The 19,888-nt window shown below is 49.7% G+C and carries 14 protein-coding genes; 10 read left to right on the top strand and 4 right to left on the bottom strand.

Translation table 11 applies throughout. The annotated features are described in order from the left end of the window. Window positions 1-3: 3 nt before the first annotated feature. Window positions 4-1,635: a methyl-accepting chemotaxis protein gene (locus ACXAG2_RS05930; RefSeq protein WP_474865145.1), complete on the bottom strand. Its 1,632-nt coding sequence runs from the start codon at window positions 1,633-1,635 to the stop codon at window positions 4-6. A gap of 372 nt (window positions 1,636-2,007) precedes the next feature. Here ACXAG2_RS05930 and putA point away from each other — a divergent pair, with 372 nt between their 5' ends. After that, a complete protein-coding gene (gene putA, locus ACXAG2_RS05935; RefSeq protein WP_474865147.1) occupies window positions 2,008-5,808 on the top strand; it encodes a bifunctional proline dehydrogenase/L-glutamate gamma-semialdehyde dehydrogenase PutA in 3,801 nt (1,266 codons plus the stop codon). Window positions 5,809-5,912: 104 nt separating this feature from the next. Here the strand turns inward: putA and ACXAG2_RS05940 are convergent, their stop codons facing one another. Continuing rightward, window positions 5,913-6,527: a TIGR04211 family SH3 domain-containing protein gene (locus ACXAG2_RS05940; RefSeq protein WP_474852265.1), complete on the bottom strand. Its 615-nt coding sequence runs from the start codon at window positions 6,525-6,527 to the stop codon at window positions 5,913-5,915. Window positions 6,528-6,729: 202 nt separating this feature from the next. Between ACXAG2_RS05940 and ACXAG2_RS05945 the strand changes: the two genes are divergently transcribed. Together ACXAG2_RS05945 and ACXAG2_RS05950 are read left to right on the top strand one after the other, a co-directional pair. Further along, window positions 6,730-8,235, top strand: a complete 1,506-nt coding sequence (locus ACXAG2_RS05945; protein ID WP_474865149.1) for a CYTH domain-containing protein — start codon at window positions 6,730-6,732, stop codon at window positions 8,233-8,235. 54 nt (window positions 8,236-8,289) lie between these two features. After that, window positions 8,290-9,354: a helix-turn-helix domain-containing protein gene (locus ACXAG2_RS05950; RefSeq protein ID WP_474845180.1), complete on the top strand. Its 1,065-nt coding sequence runs from the start codon at window positions 8,290-8,292 to the stop codon at window positions 9,352-9,354. Window positions 9,355-9,394: 40 nt separating this feature from the next. Here ACXAG2_RS05950 and mutH read toward each other — a convergent pair whose 3' ends face one another. Next, entirely contained in the window at window positions 9,395-10,069 is a 675-nt protein-coding gene (gene mutH / locus ACXAG2_RS05955) for a DNA mismatch repair endonuclease MutH (protein ID WP_474845178.1), read from the bottom strand. A gap of 106 nt (window positions 10,070-10,175) precedes the next feature. Between mutH and rppH the strand changes: the two genes are divergently transcribed. From rppH to ACXAG2_RS05990, 7 genes are all read left to right on the top strand, one after another. After that, window positions 10,176-10,721 carry an RNA pyrophosphohydrolase gene (rppH, locus tag ACXAG2_RS05960; RefSeq protein WP_119500007.1) on the top strand — a complete coding sequence of 182 codons (546 nt, stop codon included), beginning with the start codon at window positions 10,176-10,178 and terminating at the stop codon, window positions 10,719-10,721. Window positions 10,722-10,755: 34 nt separating this feature from the next. Beyond that, the gene (gene ptsP, locus ACXAG2_RS05965; protein ID WP_474865615.1) at window positions 10,756-13,047 is read left to right on the top strand and encodes a phosphoenolpyruvate--protein phosphotransferase; all 2,292 of its coding nucleotides are present in this window, start codon (window positions 10,756-10,758) and stop codon (window positions 13,045-13,047) included. 123 nt (window positions 13,048-13,170) lie between these two features. Then, window positions 13,171-13,977 (top strand): sulfite exporter TauE/SafE family protein, encoded by an 807-nt coding sequence (locus ACXAG2_RS05970; RefSeq protein ID WP_474845176.1) that lies wholly within the window; start codon window positions 13,171-13,173, stop codon window positions 13,975-13,977. Between the two features lie 3 nt (window positions 13,978-13,980). Continuing rightward, window positions 13,981-14,793, top strand: a complete 813-nt coding sequence (gene lgt / locus ACXAG2_RS05975; protein WP_474865151.1) for a prolipoprotein diacylglyceryl transferase — start codon at window positions 13,981-13,983, stop codon at window positions 14,791-14,793. A gap of 12 nt (window positions 14,794-14,805) precedes the next feature. Next, window positions 14,806-15,639, top strand: coding sequence for a thymidylate synthase (locus ACXAG2_RS05980; RefSeq protein WP_474865153.1), 834 nt, complete (start codon window positions 14,806-14,808; stop codon window positions 15,637-15,639). A gap of 9 nt (window positions 15,640-15,648) precedes the next feature. After that, complete coding sequence (locus ACXAG2_RS05985; protein ID WP_474865155.1) at window positions 15,649-16,671, top strand: response regulator; 1,023 nt, start codon at window positions 15,649-15,651, stop codon at window positions 16,669-16,671. Next, complete coding sequence (locus tag ACXAG2_RS05990) at window positions 16,668-17,654, top strand: sensor domain-containing diguanylate cyclase (RefSeq protein ID WP_474845170.1); 987 nt, start codon at window positions 16,668-16,670, stop codon at window positions 17,652-17,654. The genes ACXAG2_RS05985 and ACXAG2_RS05990 overlap by 4 nt, the downstream gene beginning before the upstream one ends. On the opposite strand, the gene ACXAG2_RS05995 is transcribed toward ACXAG2_RS05990, so the two are convergent. Beyond that, the gene (locus tag ACXAG2_RS05995) at window positions 17,651-19,837 is read right to left on the bottom strand and encodes a response regulator (protein ID WP_474865157.1); all 2,187 of its coding nucleotides are present in this window, start codon (window positions 19,835-19,837) and stop codon (window positions 17,651-17,653) included. The two genes, ACXAG2_RS05990 and ACXAG2_RS05995, sit on opposite strands and share 4 nt — an antisense overlap. Between the last annotated feature and the right edge of the window lie 51 nt (window positions 19,838-19,888).

Raw genomic sequence — 19,888 nt, forward strand, 5'->3', positions numbered from 1 at the left:
CAGTCAGTACTGGAATTTTCGCATAGCCTGACGCGCCTGCTCAACATGACCTGCCAGTGCGATACTGGTTTGTGTCATTTCTTCTACGTTACTCACAGTATGCCTTGCGGACTCAGAAAGTTCATTTATTCGCAGGTTTACTTCCTGTGCCGCATCACTTTGCTGGCCGGTAGCCTCCGCAATATGCCGGTTCTTAGCGGCGATGTCAGACATAATACTCAATAAAGTGCGTAATGTTTCATCTGCCTGCCTGATATTTGCAACGGTGCTGTCTACAGCGGACTGGCTGGTTTTAACTGCGTTCACTGCGGCAGATGATCCACTTTGTAACTCCTGAATCATCTGCTGAATTTCATCAGTACTCTGACCGGTTCTGCTGGCGAGCGTACGTACTTCATCGGCCACCACTGCAAACCCGCGACCCTGTTCTCCGGCGCGGGCAGCCTCAATAGCCGCGTTCAGTGCCAGTAAATTAGTTTGTTCAGAAATACCCCGGATAACATCAAGCACGCTGCCAATCTTGTCGCTCTGCTGGGCAAGCTGGCTCACCGTATTCACCACTGATTCAATACTCTGGTTCAGCGACTGAATGTCTGTCACCGACTGTGTAACAGCCTGAATCCCTGCTTTTGCACTTTGCCCCGCCGACTCCGTCGAGTGGTCAGCCTCTGTAGCATGACGACTGACATCGCCAATATTCACGGTCATTTCTTCCATTGCAGAGGCAACCTGTATGGCATTGTGACTCTGCGTTTGTGCCTGACTTTCGCTAGACTGACGGATATCGGCTAACCGCGAACCTTCCTGGGCTACCTCTTCTATTGCACCATGGAGAGACTGCAGTGAATCCCTCACCTTCGCCACAAACGCATTGTAATGGCGGCTGAGTCTGGCTATCTCATCATTTCCGTCCTCAGGCAGTTCACGGGTTAAGTCACCCTGACCCTGGGAAATGTCTTTCATCCGCTCAGTGGTTGCCCGTAGCGGGGTAATAATGCTCTGACCAATCAACCATGCAAACAGAATAACCAGGATCAAACACAGAACACCCAGACCGATAAACACATTGCGGATATGAGAAAACGCTGCGTCGAGACGGGTAAGATAAATGCCGGTGCCAACGGTCCATTGCCAGGGGGCGAAACGTTTTACGTAGGATATTTTATCCACGGCTTTTTCTGAATTGGGCAATGGCCAGATGTAGGGGACAAAGCCTTCATTCTCAGACTTCACCAGCCGTGCCATGGTGACGAAGAACTTATCGCCGTTAGCATCTTTGAAATCCGTTAAATCCTGACCGTCAAGCGCGGGCTTCAGAGGATGCATGACCATGGCCGGCGTATCATCCTGGATCCACAAATAGTTACCGTCGTCATAGCGTATTGCTGCTATGACGCCTTTGGCCTGCATTTGAGCTTCAGCTATGGTCATGTCCCCGTTTTCTGACAACGTGGAAAAGTGTTCCAGCACCGAGTAAGCCGACTCAACGATGTGCTTCGTCTCCTCATAAGCCTTGTCCTTCTGCGCTTCATAGTGTTGCTGCAACACTACCACTGTCATCAAAAGCAGCAGGCCTGCTACCAGCAGTACAAGAAAGGCTAACCGTTGAACAACGCTGAAATTTCGTAGCTTCATGATATCTCATCCATTTGTTTATGAAGGGAGTGTAGGAAAGCTTTCGTCATTCCGCCATATGAAAAGCGGTGAATATCAGTAAGAAAGTTGTATTTTCCGCTGGCCCTTTTCCAGACCCGCTCAGGGATGTACATCTTTTATACAATTCGCGCCGGACGACAGAAAAGTCAGGACAGAGCGCCCCTTTTCTTTAACGAGGTTTGTGATAGCATGCCGCCGCTGAAAGCCGGTCGTGATCTTTACAGGTCAGGGAACATACTAATGATCAACAATCGATTTTACTTGCTATTTCAGCCCCTGAAGGGCATCGTGAGTGCAAGAATCAATCAGCAGGTAATGATGACAACACCATACAGATAAAGAAGGGTTTCAATGCTCACTAATGACAATCTTAATACGCTGCCTTCTATTCGTCAGCGCATCCGCGACCACTACCGTATCGATGAATCCACCGCGATAGATCAAATTCTGCCTGTTGCCGAAGTCAATCCGAGAGCACGAAGCCGTGCCTGGGAGCGAGCACGAAAAATGGTGCTGCAAATCCGCCGGCAGCAGGAGAGTCATGGCGGCGTTGATGCCTTACTCAATGAATATTCGTTGTCTACCGCTGAAGGTGTGGTGTTGATGTGTCTGGCCGAAGCGCTGCTTCGTGTGCCGGATAAAGCCACTCAGGACGAGCTTATCCGTGACAAACTGTCAAAAGGTCAGTGGACTCCGCACCTGGGGAACTCAGATTCCATGTTCGTTAACGCATCGGCATGGGGTCTTCTGTTAACCGGTAATATGGTCAACTATGCGGACAAGCGTCGTAAAGAGCAGTTCGGCTTACTGAAACAGACCCTTGGCAGATTGGGTGAACCGGTTATCCGCCGTGCAATGAACATTGCTATGCGGGTGATGGGCCGTCAGTTTGTTATGGGTGAAACCATTGCTGATGCGGTTGAGCGGGCGAAAGAGAAAGAGAAGAAAGGTTACGTCTATTCTTACGACATGCTGGGCGAAGGTGCCCGCACCATGAAAGATGCAGATCGTTACTACGACGCTTACGTTAAGGCCATTAAAGAAATCGGCAAAGCGGCAGCAGGTCGCGGGCCCAAGCGTTCTCCCGGGATTTCTGTCAAGCTGTCGGCGATCCATCCCCGCTATGAGTTTTTACATGCAGAACGGGTGATGGCGGAAATTCCGCCCAGGCTGAAAGCCCTGTGTATGATGGCGAAAGAGTACGACATTGGCCTGACTGTTGACGCTGAAGAAGCGGATCGTCTGGACATTTCTCTGGACGTCATCGAAACCGTATTCCGCGACCCGGACCTTGAGGGCTGGACAGGATTTGGTCTGGCAGTTCAGGCTTATCAGAAACGGGCTATTCATGTCATTGAGTGGTTACGCACGCTGACCCTGGAAGTGGGTCGCAGCTTGATGGTGCGGCTGGTTAAAGGCGCTTACTGGGATACAGAAATTAAGATGACCCAGCAGGCCGGTGTGGACGGTTTCCCTGTATTTACACGAAAATCCTCGACTGATGTGTCTTATCATGCCTGTGCTAACCGTTTGCTGGATTACCGTGATTCGATTTACCCCCAGTTTGCTACCCATAATGCGTACAGCGCATCGGTGATCATTGAGCTGGCCGGTGATGACAAAGAAGGGTTTGAGTTCCAGTGTCTTCACGGTATGGGCGACACCCTTTACGATCAGGTCGTGACGCAGGAAAAAATTCAGTGCCGCGTGTATGCGCCGGTGGGTGAGCATGAAGATCTGCTGGCTTACCTGGTACGCCGCCTGCTGGAAAACGGGGCGAACTCATCTTTCGTTAACGCAATTGTTGATGATGAAAAGCCGGTTGAATCACTTCTGGAAGACCCGGTTGAGAAAACCCAGCGTCTTAAAACCCGTTACAACAAGCAAATCAGTGCCCCCCGCGATCTGTACGCGCCGGAGCGTGATAACTCCCGCGGTCTCGACCTCACTGATGTTAACGCCGTGCACGCGCTTCAGCATGAACTGGCCCGCTGGAAAAATTATTATGTGGTAACTGACGGTAAATTACCGGAAGGGGCCACGGCAGTCCTGAACCCTGCCAACAAATCTGATGTGGTGGGTTTCCATCATTATGCAGAACAAAAACAGATGACAGAAGCGCTGGACAAAGCCCACAACGGTTTTGCGGCCTGGTCAAAACGTTCTGTGGAAGAACGGGCGGACATTCTTGAACGCACAGCTTTTGCTCTTGAGCGGCATATGGGCGAACTTATTGCCATTTGTATCCGTGAAGCAGGTAAAGTTACGCAGGACAGTATCGACGAAGTCCGTGAAGCTGTGGATTTCTGTCGTTACTATGCCGTCCGCGCCCGTGAGCTGGACGACGATCAGCGTTTTGTTCCCCGTGGTGTTGTGCTGTGTATCAGTCCCTGGAACTTCCCGTTGGCGATTTTCTTAGGTCAGGTGGTGGCAGCTTTATCGACCGGAAATACGGTGGTGGCGAAGCCTGCTGAACAAACCAGTATGATCGCTAAACGTGCGCTGGAAATTATGCACACAGTAGGTCTGCCGGAAGATGCTCTGCAACTGATTATTGCGCCCGGCAAGCATGTCGGCAGTACGGTATTGCCTGATGAGCGCATTAAAGCGGTAATGTTCACCGGTTCAACCCAAACCGGCACGTTGATTTCCCAGTTGCTGGCAGAGCGGGGCGGTGAGCAGGTTCCTCTGATTGCTGAAACCGGTGGTCAGAACTGTATGATTGTTGATTCAACGGCCTTGCCTGAGCAGGTGGTGGATGATGTGGTTCATTCCGGCTTCCAGAGTGCCGGACAGCGCTGTTCTGCATTGCGGGTGCTCTACGTTCAGGAAGACATTGCTGATGATTTAACTGGTATGCTCATCGGCGCGATGAAGGAACTGAGTATCGGCGATCCGGCCCTTCTCAGTACTGACGTAGGTCCGGTGATTGACGAAAAAGCTTTCAACAGCCTGAAACAGCACGAAGAAGTGATGCAGGATAAAGGTAAGCTGCTTTATCAGTGTGAGATCCCGGAAGGTTGCACTGACGGTTATTTCTTCCCGCCAACTCTGTACGAGATCAAGAGCATTGATATGCTGGAGCGTGAGGTTTTCGGTCCGGTCATTCATATCGTCCGCTTTAAAGGTAAAGAGATCGGCGAAGTGGTGGATAAGATCAACAGCACCGGGTTTGGCCTGACAATGGGCATTCACTCCCGCATTGAAGAAAGGGCAAACGAACTGGCTGCCCGCAGCCGTGCCGGTAACGTTTATGTAAACCGCAACATGATCGGTGCTATCGTCGGCGTACAGCCATTCGGTGGACGGGGATTATCCGGTACTGGTCCTAAAGCCGGCGGTCCAAACTATCTGCGCCGTCTGATGCAGGAGCGTGCTACACCGAAGCCTTCTCAGGTCGACGATATCGATAATCTGGATGCTGCATTGTCCGGTGAGAAACAGGACGCCGAAGCTGCAACCCGCCTGATGAACCAGGGGGTTAATGTTGAAGCGCAATGGCGACATACTCCGCTGAACGACCGTATCTCTATGGTGCGTCAGTTACTGGCAAAACTTGCCAGAGTCGACATTGTTGATGAACTGGCGGATGACTTAAACCGCACCCTTGCAACCGCCCGTCAGCAACTGACAACGGTTGAACGCACATTGTCCAAACCCACACAGCTGCCGGGGCCGACTGGTGAGTCTAATAAGCTTTATCTTGAACCCCGTGGTGTACTGGTTTGTTTCGCCGATAAAGGCGTGACATTCGAATACTGGACGTTGTCTATCGTTACGGCACTGGCAACCGGTAACGTTGTGGTATCAGTAGTATCTGATCTGTTTTATGAAGAAGCGCTGGAATTCCAGAAACACTTTAATAAAACCGGTGCCGCTGAGGGGGTATTCCAGGTAGCAAGATTAAGTCATTTAAACGACTTACTTATGCATGAACATCTGGCCGGTGTGGTGGTGGATTCTCACACTGAACGTACTGCTCAGATTGCGGCCATGTTATCTTCCCGCAAGGGCGCTATTCTGCCGGTAATTACCGCAGAATATAACGATAACCTGATCCAACGTTTGCTTACTGAGAAAACCATCAGTATTGATACCACCGCATCCGGCGGTAATACTTCGCTGATGACGCTGGTGGAAGACGACGAGTAAGTCCTTAAGGTCTGTCGTAAACACCACAAAAAACCGGTCCCGTTAAAAAAACGGAACCGGTTTTTTTAATCTTAAATAAAATGGCGTTGCTGGTTTTGTCCGGCTTACATCCATTCGTCGTTACGACGGCGCTTCTTCGGCAGGAAGGTAAGGATTACGCCAAGCAGTACGCCACCACCGGCAACAATACCGCCCCAGGTAAACCACTTGATCATTTCATCTTTACTCTGCTGTTCCAGCTTATTGGTAAGACGGGTAATCTGAGTTGTCTGATCGCCGGTTTCGTCCTGAAGTTGTTTCAGTTCCTGACGGGTCGCGTTCAGTTGCTGTTTCAGCCTTTCATTCTCTGACTGTAAACCCTGTACGCCGGCTTCGCTGTCGGCCAGACGCTGAGTCAGCAACGGAATTTTCTCGGCATAAGACATTTCATTACTGATAAAACGGGTTTCTACCCAGCCAGTGCGGCCTTCATTATCTTTTATCTGCGTAAACTCTGTCTCGTTATTTCTGTCCAGTACAGTAATGGGCGTTCCGGCGGCCACAGAGCCTAAAATCCGGTAGTTCCGGCCCGCACCCGTATGAAGAAATACGAAAAGATCGTCGCGGATATAATTAGAAGAAGAAGCTTCCAGCTGCAGAGATTCTTCAATGGAATCCTCCTGTGCGAAAACCTGGATTGAAAGACCAATTAATGCGATGGTCAGCCATTTTCGTAACATAGTGCGTCCGTAGTTGTTTTAAGAAACTGTGTGATGTTATTGGCTGCAAACCTGAAAGGCAAGCGTACCCGCCACATTGGACCGGCAACCCGGCTGACAGTTCACTACGTTTGCACATTTGTAAGGTGATCATCCGTTGCGAAAAATATTATACGAAGGTATTGTGTCGGAATACTGACACTTACCGACCTGCCTTTTCTCTATGTCGGAAATAGAAATAAAATTTGTTACCCGCGACAATGCTTTACCTGCATTTGTCGAAAAAGTGCTGCCTGCCTTTGAGCAGGCTGGTTTCAGCATTTCCCGTGAGCCGGAAATGCGCTTGCAGAACGATTATTACGATACCGCAGACCACCTTTTCCAGCAGGAAAAGATGGGCTTCCGCGTCCGTGGTAACAATGGCCGTTTTGAACAGACCATGAAAACCCATGGCAAGGTCAGCGGCGGTTTGCATGAGCGTGCCGAGTACAATGTGGCCCTTGACGGTGCTGAGCCGGACTTGCGCCTGTTTCCCGGGGATGTCTGGCCGGAAGGCTGGCTGATTGAGCAGGTAAACGACAACTTGCAGCGCCAGTTCAGTACCCATTTCGTAAGAACCGCGTTCGATGTTGAATGGGACGGCGCATGTGTAGAAGTCGTGATCGACGAAGGTGAAGCCAGTACGGGTAAGAACAGCTCTCCCATCCACGAGATTGAGCTGGAGCTGAAACAGGGCGAAGTCTCTCATCTGTTTACACTGGCAAAGTTGATCACAGAAAACACATCTGTGCGCCTGAGCGATGTGTCTAAAGCTGCACAGGGCTACCAGTTGCTTAACGGGCTGTCGCCGGTTATTTCTCAAATGCAGCCTTATTTAAAGCTGGAGCAGGGTACAACAACTGAAGAGGCTTTCTGCCGGGCAGTGCAGCAAGCGTTGTCTCACTGGCAAAAACACGAGCATCTGTATTTCGAAACCGGTTCTGTGAAGATGCTCGGCGAAATCGTTAAAAGTGCACGCCTGTTGTTGCAGACCGTATCTCTGTATTTGCCTGTTCTGCAGTGCCCGCAATTATTGTCAGTGCATCAGTTGCTGATGAAGTATATGCAGGTCTGGTTATGGCAGGATGATCTGCAGAGCCTTCGCTATCTGTTGTCGAAAAAGAGTCTTTTTAATAAGTGTCTGAGTCGTTATCCGGCACTGACCAGTTATTTGCAGGGCAGAAAAGCTGGGTTAATTCATGCACACACACCTGATGAAATACTGTACAGTAAACAAACTAATACGTTAAAAGTACTAGTTGCTCAGTTATTGCAGGAAAAACCCTGGCGCCAGCATTCAACTGCATACAGCCTGCCGGTAATGGAACATGCGCAGGGGTGGTTATCTCAGGGCTGGCAAACGGTACAACAAACCATGCCGGGCAGCAGAACAATGACACCTGAAAATTATCTGGCCATTGGTGTGCTGCTGAGACAAACCTTATGGAACGGTTTTCTGCTGGCTGATTTATTTGATGAAGAACGGCATCATTTCCGCGCGCCATGGTTAGATATTCTTACCGGAATTGACGAATTAAAAGCGTTAATGATGCTGCGGGCCCTTGCTACTGAATCTGAGCTGGACGAACTGTCAGATGTATTCACTTGGGTGGATGATAAGATTGCTAATTTGATGCATGTCATGGAGAGAACCAGACAAGCCGGTATGCAGGGCGACGTATACTGGTAAGCAGGCCGTCTGGTCGCACAACGTTTCTTGAAGGAAGTGAGGTAGAAATACAATATGTTGCATCGCTACACCCTTTTCGTGCTGGTTTTGCTCTACCTGGTGATACTGGTTCAGTTCTTCAGGGAAAAGCACCGTGTTTCCGGTGCGCCATGGGTGCTGGCAGCCATGATAGTGTGGCCGTTCATTCTCACTGATGAATGGTTGCGTGCCTTCGGACAGGATGCCGCCGGACTGTCGGTGCTTACTGTATTTACCCCGTTGCTCTCACTAACCTTACTGTACCGTAGTGTAAAACTGCTGGTTATTGATAATGCCAGACCTTCTAAATTGTTACTGTGGCTGCCGGTCGCCCTGGCGCTGCTGGCAGAAATCCCCTTACTGTTTGTCAGCGCTGATGAAAAAGCGCAGTGGCTGGTCTCTTCTCCCACAGGTCATCCGCTGGACAACTGGCATATCTATCTGGTTTATATGGTCACCGGGTTCGGTATTCTGGTACTTGGGATCCTGATCACCGAACTGATACAGAATTACCACCGTTACCTGTCATCTCAGGTGGCTGATGTGCGGGAATTTCGTGTGCAGTGGCTCGGCGGTGCTATGGGAGTTACTGTTGGTCTGGCATTCTGCTGTATTTTGCTGGTCACAGCCGGTGCATTCGGTTTTTTCGATATTCACTTCTGGCAGTCATTGTTTAACCTGCTGTTTGCTATCGCCTTATTGCAAACGTTTATTGCTGTTATTCGTCCGCAACACACGTCTCCGTCGCCGCTGGATTATCACCGCCTTGACGATTTAAAAGCCGAACAGTGCATCATGCGGGAGGCGCTGGTTAAGGCTGAGCAGACAATGACGGATACAGAAGCGTTTAAATCCCCCGGCTTGCAGCTCAAAGCCTTTGCCGGTCAGTGCCATGTGGATCCCACTACCCTGGTGATTGCGCTGAGGTTACTGGAAAAAAGAGATTTCAGAAGCTTTGTTTACCAGTACCGTCTGACCTATGCCAAAAATGAGCTTCTCGGTAGCGATGACTCACTGGCGGCGCAGGCGAAACGTCTTGGTGTGCATTCAGAACAGTTTCTGAGCGGTGTAATGATGAACCACATGCGTAAGCAAAGGTAGTCTGTTGCGCGTTATCACCTGACGCCTGAAAAGGCTGATGTCAGGTGAAGTGGCGGTGCAATACTGCGCCGGTAAACGAGGTACGTAAGTAAAATCCTCTGGGGCGGGTTTTTATTTTCTGTCCGTCAGCATCAAAGGCATCTGTCAGCACATTGCCACTGGCTGCTTTAGGACGGATGTGCAGTGCCTGACCAAGACGCGCAGTGATTTTTTCTACTTCCCCCAGCACAATCATTTCTGTGAGTTCTTCCCAGTCCTTTTGCAAGATTGCGTCTTCCCGGGCATCCGGTTGCCAGAAAAATGCCGTGGCAACACGTCGCTGTGCGAGGGGGATGGCGCGGTCACCTTCCAGCGGCACCCATAAAACCTGCTGAAGCTTATTGCGCACATTAGACGTTTGCCAGGTAGTACCGGGTTTACTTATCAGCGGCGCGTAACAAACATACGTGGTTTCCAGCGGAGTAAAATTCCCGTCAATAGGAATCGTTTTCAGCTCTACACCTAGTTCCGGGAAGTCCTGTTGAGGTTTTGAGCCGGCTGTGGCTCCCAGCCATTTTTCTATCAGCATACCCGGCCAGCCCTTGTGCCGTTGCAGATTTTCCGGAATGGCCACGTGCGCCAGCTCTGCCAGTTCGCCCAGTGACAAGCCGGCAATCCGGTAGCTGCGTGCCAGTAACTCTTCCGGTGTAGCGGGGGCGGTATCGGGTGGCTGCAAGAGACTCTCCGGGTAATATTTGTTGAATTAGGATTAATGCTTTGAAAGGGCTATAGTTTATGGAAGAATGCAGAAATAGAAAAGTTTATCGTGCCCGGGAGTCTATGTGATAGATGCCGACGGATTCCGTGCGAATGTGGGCATAGTGATTTGCAACAAAATGGGTCAGGTGTTTTGGGCAAGGCGTTATGGTCAGCATTCATGGCAGTTTCCACAAGGCGGAATTGATGAAGGGGAAACTGCAGAACAAGCTATGTACAGGGAGTTGCACGAAGAAGTAGGGTTAACGCAAAAAGACGTTACTGTTTTAGGTGTTACCCGCAACTGGTTGCGATACAAATTGCCAAAGCGATTAATTCGCCAGGGCAGTTCTCCGGTATGTATCGGGCAAAAACAGAAGTGGTTTCTGCTTCAGTTAGATTGCCAGGAAAAAGATGTCAATGTGCTCAAAAGTGGTCATCCTGAATTTGATGACTGGCGCTGGGTGAGTTATTGGTATCCCATCCGAAATGTCGTGTCTTTCAAACGGGATGTATACCGTAAGGTGATGAAAGAATTTGCCGGTGTTGCAATGCCCGCGGGTCAGCGCGTGCAAAACAATCCGCCGGGGAAACCCAACAAACGTAACCGCAAGCGCCGGCGTAGCGGTTAAACAGGAGAGCATCTTCGTGGCTGGAACCGGGAATATACTCACCACGTTAAAACGCATCGTACAGGAAATGAACCAGATCCCGGATTTGGATCAGGCTTTGTTTCGTCTTGCGTCCCGGGTTAAGCATACAATGCAGGTGGACTCCTGCTCTATTTATCTTGCTGATTATGAAAAGCAGGATTTCGTGCTTAAAGCCACAGATGGTCTGCACCCTGATGCGGTGGAACTGGTCCGCATCGGATTCTCCGAAGGCTTGATTGGTCTGGTGGGACAGCGTGAAGAGCCGCTGAATATCGAAAATGCGCATCAACATCCCCGCTTTAAGCATTATCCCGAAGTAAAAGAAGAAAACTACAACGCTTTCCTTGGTACGCCGATCATTCATCAGCGCAAAGTGCTGGGCGTGATCACCATGCAACAAAAAGCCATGCGCCGTTTCGGCGAAGACGAAGAAGCGTTTCTCGTCACACTGGCCACCCAACTTGCGCTGGAAATCACCAATGCGGACATCCGCGGTGCACTTACGCCGAATGCGGCAGTGGAATCTGTTCCGAGACAAAAAAATGTGCGCGGCATTGCCGGCTCTCCCGGCCTGGCTGTGGGTACCGGTTATTCCACAGACAGTTCAATTTCCCTCCGTAACTGGGTGGTAAAACGCTGTACTGATAAAGATCTGGAAATCCGTCTGTACCGGCGAGGTGTAGAACTTACCCGTAAGCACGTTGATGATTTATCAGGTCGTCTGGATGAAGCAATTCCCGATGACGTAAAGTCCATTTTTCAGCTTTATCATCATTTGCTTGACGCCAACAGTCTGGGACGCGAAGTCGAAGCGAAAATTCGTGAAGGGTGGGATGCAGCCTCATCGCTGAAAATGGTGGTGGAAGACTACGCCGCTAAGTTCCAGAATATGGAAGATCCCTACATGCAGGAGCGGGCAATTGATATTGTCGACCTGTCGAACCGGATCCTGCTGAATATTCTGTACGACAACAAAGGCAAGACGCCGGTAAATAACGAGGTGAAAGGCGACAGCATTCTGGTTGCTGAAGAAGTCAGCGCCTCTATGCTGGCAGAGTTTCCGCGAGCTCACCTTAAAGGCATCATTTCTATCCGCGGGTCGAATAACTCCCACGCTGCAATACTCGCCAGAGCCATGGGTGTTCCTGCGGTTATGGGATGCCAGAACGTCTCCCCGGCACTGCTGAACGGTAAAGAAATCCTGCTTGACGGCTATGGTGGCGAAGTGATTATTTCGCCGGAAAAAACCATCCGTAATGAATTTACCCAGCTGATTGCTGAAGAAGCGACCCTGTCTGAGCGTATTGATGCTGAAGCAGGGCAGATATGTAAAACGCAGGATGGCTGTCGTATTGCGCTTTACGTGAACGCGGGTTTATCGGCGGAGATTGAAGCGACGCAATTTGCTAATGCAGACGGCATTGGCCTTTACCGTACCGAAATTCCGTTCATGCTCAGAGAGCGTTTTCCGTCTGAGCAGGAGCAGGTAGAGCTGTACCGGCAAATCCTGATGGCTTCACCGGAACAGCCAATCACCATGCGTACGCTGGATGTTGGCGGTGATAAACCTTTGCCTTACTTTCCGATTAACGAAGAAAATCCGTTTCTTGGCTGGCGGGGGATCAGACTGACGCTGGACCATCCGGAGATTTTCCTGGTACAGGTGCGGGCAATGTTGCGGGCCAGTATTGGTTTAACGAATCTGCAAATCATGCTGCCAATGATCTCCTCTGTCGCGGAAGTTCAGGAGGCAAGACGTCTTATCGATCAGGCTTTCTTTGAAATCAGTGATGAAGTCAAAGACATGGATGTACTGCTTGAGCGTCCGAAGCTGGGTATTATGCTGGAGGTGCCTTCGGTACTTTATCAGTTGCCACAGCTGGCCAGACAGGTAGATTTCTTCTCTGTCGGTAGTAATGACTTAACGCAATATTTGCTGGCGGTGGACAGAAACAATACCCGTGTGGCCAGTTTGTATAACAGTTATCACCCGGCGGTGCTCAGTGCTCTGTATGATATCGTTAAGCAGGCGGATGCCAATCAGGTACCGGTTACTGTTTGCGGAGAGATTGCCGGTGAACCGGGCGGTGCCATTCTGCTTATGGGAATGGGTTACCGCAAATTAAGTATGAATGCCTACAACCTGCGCAAGATAAACTGGGTGGTACGCAATGTATCGCTGGAAGAGTCTAAACAGCTACTCATCAAAACCCTGACGGCAAGTACTCATGAAGAAGTGTTTGTTTATATCAATCAATATCTGGAACAGCGCGGGCTGGGTGGTCTGGTACGGGCAGGCTCCTAGGAGTTTACAGGAGCTGGTAGCTGCAGTGACAGATCTGGGAGAATAGTTGCAGCCGGTATCAAGAAACACAAATCGTCATGGTTCTGTGATACGCTACGCGCCTCGTCAATCCGGATGCGCCGCATGGACCCTTTTTTAATACTTTTCTTTTGCTGTATGGCCTTAGGCCTGGTTGTTGGCCTGCTCGCCGGGATGCTTGGCATCGGCGGCGGTCTTATTATCGTTCCCTGTCTTTCCTACCTGCTGGTACACTTCCTTGGCGTAAATACCGATACCGTCATGCCTATGGCTGTTGCCACCTCGTTATCGACCATTATTTTTACCGGTTTATCCTCCGCGCTGGCCCATCACAAACTGGGTAATCTCGACCGTCATATTGTTATCTGGAGCAGTATTGGTATTGCCTTCGGAGCCATAGCCGGTGCTCACGTTGCCAGTGCCATATCGGGACATACATTGAAAAATATTTTTGCTGTGCTGGTAATAGCAGTGGCTGCACAGATGGTATTTGGCCGCAGACAGGCTTCTTCTCATAAAGCCGGTAAACCCGCACTGGTTTCTGTGGGCGCGGGAACCGGTTGTGTCAGTGCATTAATGGGCATTGGCGGTGGCGCTCTGCTGGTACCGGCATTGGTGTGGTTTCAGGTGAATGTAAGGCAGGCAATCGGCTGCGCAGCATTCAGCGGACTGGTCGTCGCACTGTTTGGTACCGCCAGCTTTATACTTACCGGTTCATCCGTCGATGGACTTCCGCAAAACTCGATAGGTTACGTGTATTGGCCGGCAACTTTAGGTATTGTGTGTACCTCGGTATTTACCGCCAATATCGGCGCCCGTCTGGGTCAGCGGATGAACACTGTTTTATTGAAGAAAATGCTCGCCTGCCTGCTGGTGCTGGTAAGTATAAGAATGATTGTAGGAATAGAATAAACCATGGCAGAAAGTAGTTATCTGGTCTTTCCCAACATAGACCCGGTCATATTTAGTATCGGCCCGTTGAGTGTGCGCTGGTACGGTATGATGTACCTTGTGGGTTTTGTGGCTGCTTATATGCTGGCGCAAAAACGCCTGTCACAAACTAACTGGACCCGTGACCAGTTGAGCGACCTGCTGTTCTGGGGATTTGTGGGGGTGATTTTAGGTGGTCGTATCGGCTATGTACTGTTTTATCAGTTCGGTATGTTCCTGGAAGATCCTACTTATCTTTTCAGAATATGGACCGGTGGTATGTCTTTCCATGGCGGGCTTCTGGGGGTACTGGTTGCACTGGCATGGCAGGCAAAGAGAATGAACGCCACATTCCTGCAAATCGGAGATTTTGTTGCGCCGCTTGTCCCCATTGGCCTTGGAGCAGGCAGAATAGGTAACTTCCTGAATGCCGAATTATGGGGGCGTCCTGCCGACGTTCCCTGGGCGATTATTTTTCCGGGCGCGGGAGAGCAGCCCCGTCACCCGTCTCAATTATATGAGTTCGCGCTTGAAGGTGTGTTACTGTTTACCATTCTCTGGCTGTTTTCTGCGAAGCCGCGTCCTACAGGGGCGGTAGGCGGTTTATTCCTGCTCGGTTACGGCTGTTTCCGCTTCATCGTTGAGTACTTCCGTGAACCGGATCAGCACATCGGCTTGTATTCCGTGGGTCTGAGCCAGGGGCAACTACTCTGTGTTCCCATGATCCTGCTCGGCGCCGGCCTGATGGTATGGGCTTACATGCGTAAAACGCCGGTACAAAAATCAGAACAATCATAAGAAAAAGCAAGTATGAAAGAATACCTCAAACTGATGCGTCATGTGAAAGAGCATGGCGTAAAAAAAGAAGACCGTACGGGTACCGGCACGATAAGCGTATTTGGCTATCAGATGCGTTTCGACCTTGCAAAAGGGTTTCCGCTGGTCACAACCAAAAAGTGTCATTTGAAGTCTATCATTCATGAGTTGTTATGGTTTCTTAAAGGTGAAACCAACATTCGTTATCTCAAGGAAAACGGTGTTTCAATCTGGGATGAATGGGCAACTGATGAGGGCGAGCTGGGACCGGTTTATGGTCATCAGTGGCGCAGCTGGGATGCCGGAGACGGCACCACAATCGATCAGATTAAAGACGTAGTAGAGCAAATCAAAAGTAATCCCGATTCCCGCCGGTTGATTGTCAGTGCATGGAATCCTGCCGTATTACCTGATACGTCTGTTTCGCCCAAAGAAAATGCAGCCAACGGTAGGCAGGCTTTGCCGCCGTGTCATACCATGTTTCAGTTTTATGTGCTGAACGGTAAATTGTCCTGTCAGTTATATCAGCGCAGCGGTGATGTGTTCCTGGGTGTGCCCTTCAATATTGCCAGCTATGCGTTACTGACTCTCATGGTGGCGCAGGTATGCGAACTGGAACCCGGTGAATTTATTCATACTCTGGGTGATGCTCATCTGTACTCCAACCATCTGGAACAAACTGAGATCCAGTTAGCCAGAGAGCCGTTTCCGTCGCCGCAAATGAACATAAACCCGGCAGTGAAAGACTTGTTCGGTTTTACGTTTGATGATTTTGAACTGGTAAATTACCAGGCTCATCCGCACATTAAAGCGCCTGTTGCTATTTAAGGGACAGAAATGACCACTCCGGTACTGATTTGCGATGACTCAGGCTTCGCACGCAAACAAATGGCCCGTTCCATCCCTGATGGCTGGGATGTGAGTATTTCGTTTGCCGGTAACGGTCAGGAAGCCCTTGAGGCAATCCGTGCAGGTAAAGCCGATGTGATGTTCCTCGATTTAAACATGCCGGTGATGGATGGCTATGAAACCATGAAAGCCATCCGCGAACAGGATTTACCCTGTCTGGTGATTGTCGTATCCGGTGATGTACAGCCTGAAGCGCGGGAACGCATGGTAGCTTTGGGCGCGCTGGATTTTATCCGCAAGCCGATGGATAACCTTAAACTCACCGCGTTATTGCGTCAGTATGGTATTTACAGTGGTGACAGCAGTGCGCAGAACCGTACGTTGCAACTGGCCGGCACGCAAAAAAATACCGCAGATGAGCAACTGGATGCCTACCGCGAACTGGTCAATGTTGCCATGGGACAGGCCGGTGAGAGCCTTGCCCGGTTGCTCGGTGAATTTATCGATTTGCCTATTCCCAATGTTAACGTCATTGAAGCCACAGAACTGCATATGGCGCTGGCTGAAGCACACCAGAATCAGCGGGTTTCAGCCGTTTCCAAAGGTTTTACCAGCGCGGGCATTAAGGGTGAAGCACTGGTGATTTTCAGTGACACCAAAATGGAAAATATTATCCGGCTGCTGAATTACAACGACCAGGTCGCCACAGAAGATCAGCAACTCGAAGCGTTAATGGACGTATCCAATATTCTTACCGGTGCCTGTCTTAACGCATTATCAGCCCAACTGAATGTAACTTTCAGTCACAGCCATCCTATATTACTGGGACAGCACAGCGGATTTGAGACCATGTTGAACAATAATGCGAGTCGCTGGGGGAAAGTCATGGCGATTGAAATTGCCTATGCCATCAAAAGCCGGGATATCCGTTTTGATCTGTTGTTACTGTTTCCGGAGCAATCGATGGCTAAGATATATTCTCGCCTGGTCGATGAGGAATATGTAGCATGATTTCTGATGAACTGATTAGTATGCACTGGCAACAGGATCTTCTGAGCTCTGTTGAGGTAGGCATAGTAGTAATGGACAAAGATTTCACCATCGAAGTGTGGAATCAGTTCATGGAGAACCATGCCGGTCTGCGGCCGGGCCAGGTTAGCGGTAAGAAGCTTTTTTCTTTGTTTGATGAGATAGATGAACAGTGGCTGAGAAGTAAGGCGGACCCGGTTTTCAATCTGAAGACCCCTGTTTTTATCATCTGGGAGCAGCGTCCGTATCTGTTCCGCTTTAGCACTAACCGGCCTATTACATCTGATGCCCTTTACATGTTCCAGAATGTGACCATGTTTCCCCTTTCTTCACCGGATGGTACGGTAAACAAGCTGTGTATGCTGGTGTATGACGTAACCGATCAGGCATTGAGTAAGCTTCGGGTAGAGCGTCTTAATGACGAATTACAGCATATGAGCAGAGTGGACGGGTTGACCGGCTTATTCAACCGTCGCTACTGGCAGGAGCGGTTTGACAGTCTGTTTAAGTTGTCTCAGCGCCGTGAAACTGTATCGACTGCCTGTATGCTGGATATTGACCACTTCAAAAAGATCAATGATACCTACGGGCATCAGGCCGGTGATCTGGTGATAAAAACGTTGGCCAGAGTTATCCAAAAAAGCATCCGTGAAACCGATCTGGCCGGTCGTTACGGCGGAGAGGAGTTTGCGGTGATCCTGGTGGATTCAACGGCAACAAACGCGCTTAAGGTTGCTGAGCGCATCCGCCGACTGGCGGAAGCCATGGTGATTGATCATGAAGGACATCAAATCCGCTTCACAGTCAGTATCGGCCTCAGTGAATTCCGCAAACCGGTCAATTCTTCTATGGCATGGCTGGAAGAAGCCGACCAGGCGTTATATATATCTAAGAATAGTGGCCGTAACCGGGTATCTGTATGGCACCACGAAAACGAAAAGCAAATAGGGCAGCTGCAGGGTTAAGACACCGCCAGCAGCAGCTTCATGGTATTTTTCAGTTCCTGATAGGCTACCGGTTTTACCAGATGGTAACGCATACCTACTTCCATTGAGCGTTGTTTATCGCTTTCATAAGCACTGGCCGTAACGGCCACCAGATGGGATTTGCAGCCACGTTCTTTGAGTATTGTTGCTACTTCAAAGCCGCTCATATCCGGCAAATTGAGATCCAGTAAAATAATACTGAACTCTTCCTCGCCGGCTCTCGACAGTGCGCTCTCACCGTCCTCTGCAAGGGTAACGTCATAGCCAAGGTTTTCCACCATATCCCTCAGGATCTCAGCATTAATAGGCTCGTCCTCGACGATAAGCACATTGACTTTGTCTGACTGACTGAAAGATTTGCCTTTATTGAGACTCAGATGGTGAATGGAGTCGATAAAACGGTTCCTGTCGATGGGTTTAACAAACACCTGCCAGGCCGGAATGTTGGAGTTGGCAATGATATTGGCAATTTGCGGCGCAGCCGAAACCATAATGACCGGTGGCATCCGCTCACCCAGCATAGCTTGCAGATAATTGGCTAATTCAGCGCCATTAATGCCTGGCATGTAATAGTCGGTGATGATGCCGTCATAGGTTTTCAGTTTATCCTGATTGGCCAGTAGATCTGCGCCCGAGAGATAGGTGTCAACGTGATAGCCTTCACTCTCAATCATGTGAGATAAGTGAATGCGGGTGATTTCCTGATCATCAACAACAGCAAATTTTGAGGACGATACAGGCTTTTTCGCCTCGCGGGTATCTCCTTTGGCTGCGTTGAGCGGAACATTCAACGTAAACTCCGACCCGTTATGAAGTGCGCTGGTAACCGTGATAGTGCCGCCCGCCTGTTCCACCAAAGTGCGGGATGCATATAATCCGACGCCTGCTCCGCTGTATAATCTTGAATTGCCGTGAGCCTTGTAGAAGCGCTGAAATATATTATGCAGGTCGCTTTCGGGGATACCGATGCCGGTATCAACCACACGAATCGTCAACAACAGCTTTCCGTCACTGACAGACATGCGGTTGTATACTGATACTGAGCCTTCAGGAGTGAATTTAACCGCATTATCCAGAATATTTTTGAGTGCTTTAATCAGACTGGATGAGTTTCCGTTCACATAGTGGGGCAGAGTACTCTCGTTCTTTACCTGATAATGCAGGTTTTTTTGCTGGCAATTGTAAGCAAACTGGCTGAGCGCATCGTCCAGTAACCGGATGAGGTCAAAATCTTCGTTTACAAACACCTCATCAATTTGTTTCGACTGCATGCTATCCACCAGGTTGCTTGTCAGCATAAGCAGGCGATAGCAGCTTTGTTCTGCTTTCTGAATCAACTGACCCTGTTTGGATTGCATGTTTGGTATGAGCTCCAACGCCCCGATAATGGCTGAAATCGGCGAACGGAATTCATGACTCATACTGGCCAGAAACTCTTCCTTCGTAGTTACCACTTTAGCCGTTTGTTCACGTTCGAATTCCACATCCCGCTTCGCTTCCTGAACCAGATTAAATTGCTCCAGCACCAGATTTTTTAAGGGTCTGAAGAGCAACAGCACAGTGAGCAAAGATAAGCCCAGAGTGATGAACCAGATTCCCAGCAACATCCACTGGTTAAATCTCAGCTCACCAGTGAGTTGCTGTTCAAAAAGCAGTACTGCATGGTCGAGGTCTTCCAATAGCTCGGTGGCTTCAGAGAGGCTTACCGGAGACGCAGAGGTCAGAGCAGAATCCGGCATACTTGCAAGTTCCAGAGCCCTGTCAGCATATTCAAGGGCGTGGGAGTCAAGATCACTTTCTTTCGAAAAATAAAGTTTTTCCAGGGCACCGGATAAGGGGGTGAACAAGCCGTTCAGAGATTGTCTGGCAACCAGTACTTCATGGCTTCTGGCAAAATCCCGTGTCCGGTCAACGAGCTCCGACTTCAGTGATACTCTGCGGGCGCGGTCATCTTCAGACACAAGCAGGTTCTGCAGAAATGCAATGCGCTGAGACAACATGCGCTGCTTTCCTGCAATATTAATTATCTGAGGTTGTATTTGGGTCGAAACGAGATACTGCTGAGTCCATGCAAAGTACACTGTGAGTAACAGTGCAATGGCACTTAGTGCAACAAGATAAGTTCGCCTGATTTTCCCTTTTAAATCTTCAATGGTCAGCATGAACGAAGGTACGTGTTGATGTTTATAAAGCGTAGTTGTTAATTTTCAAAT

This window comes from Alteromonas sp. ABH4_456, from assembly GCF_056160645.1.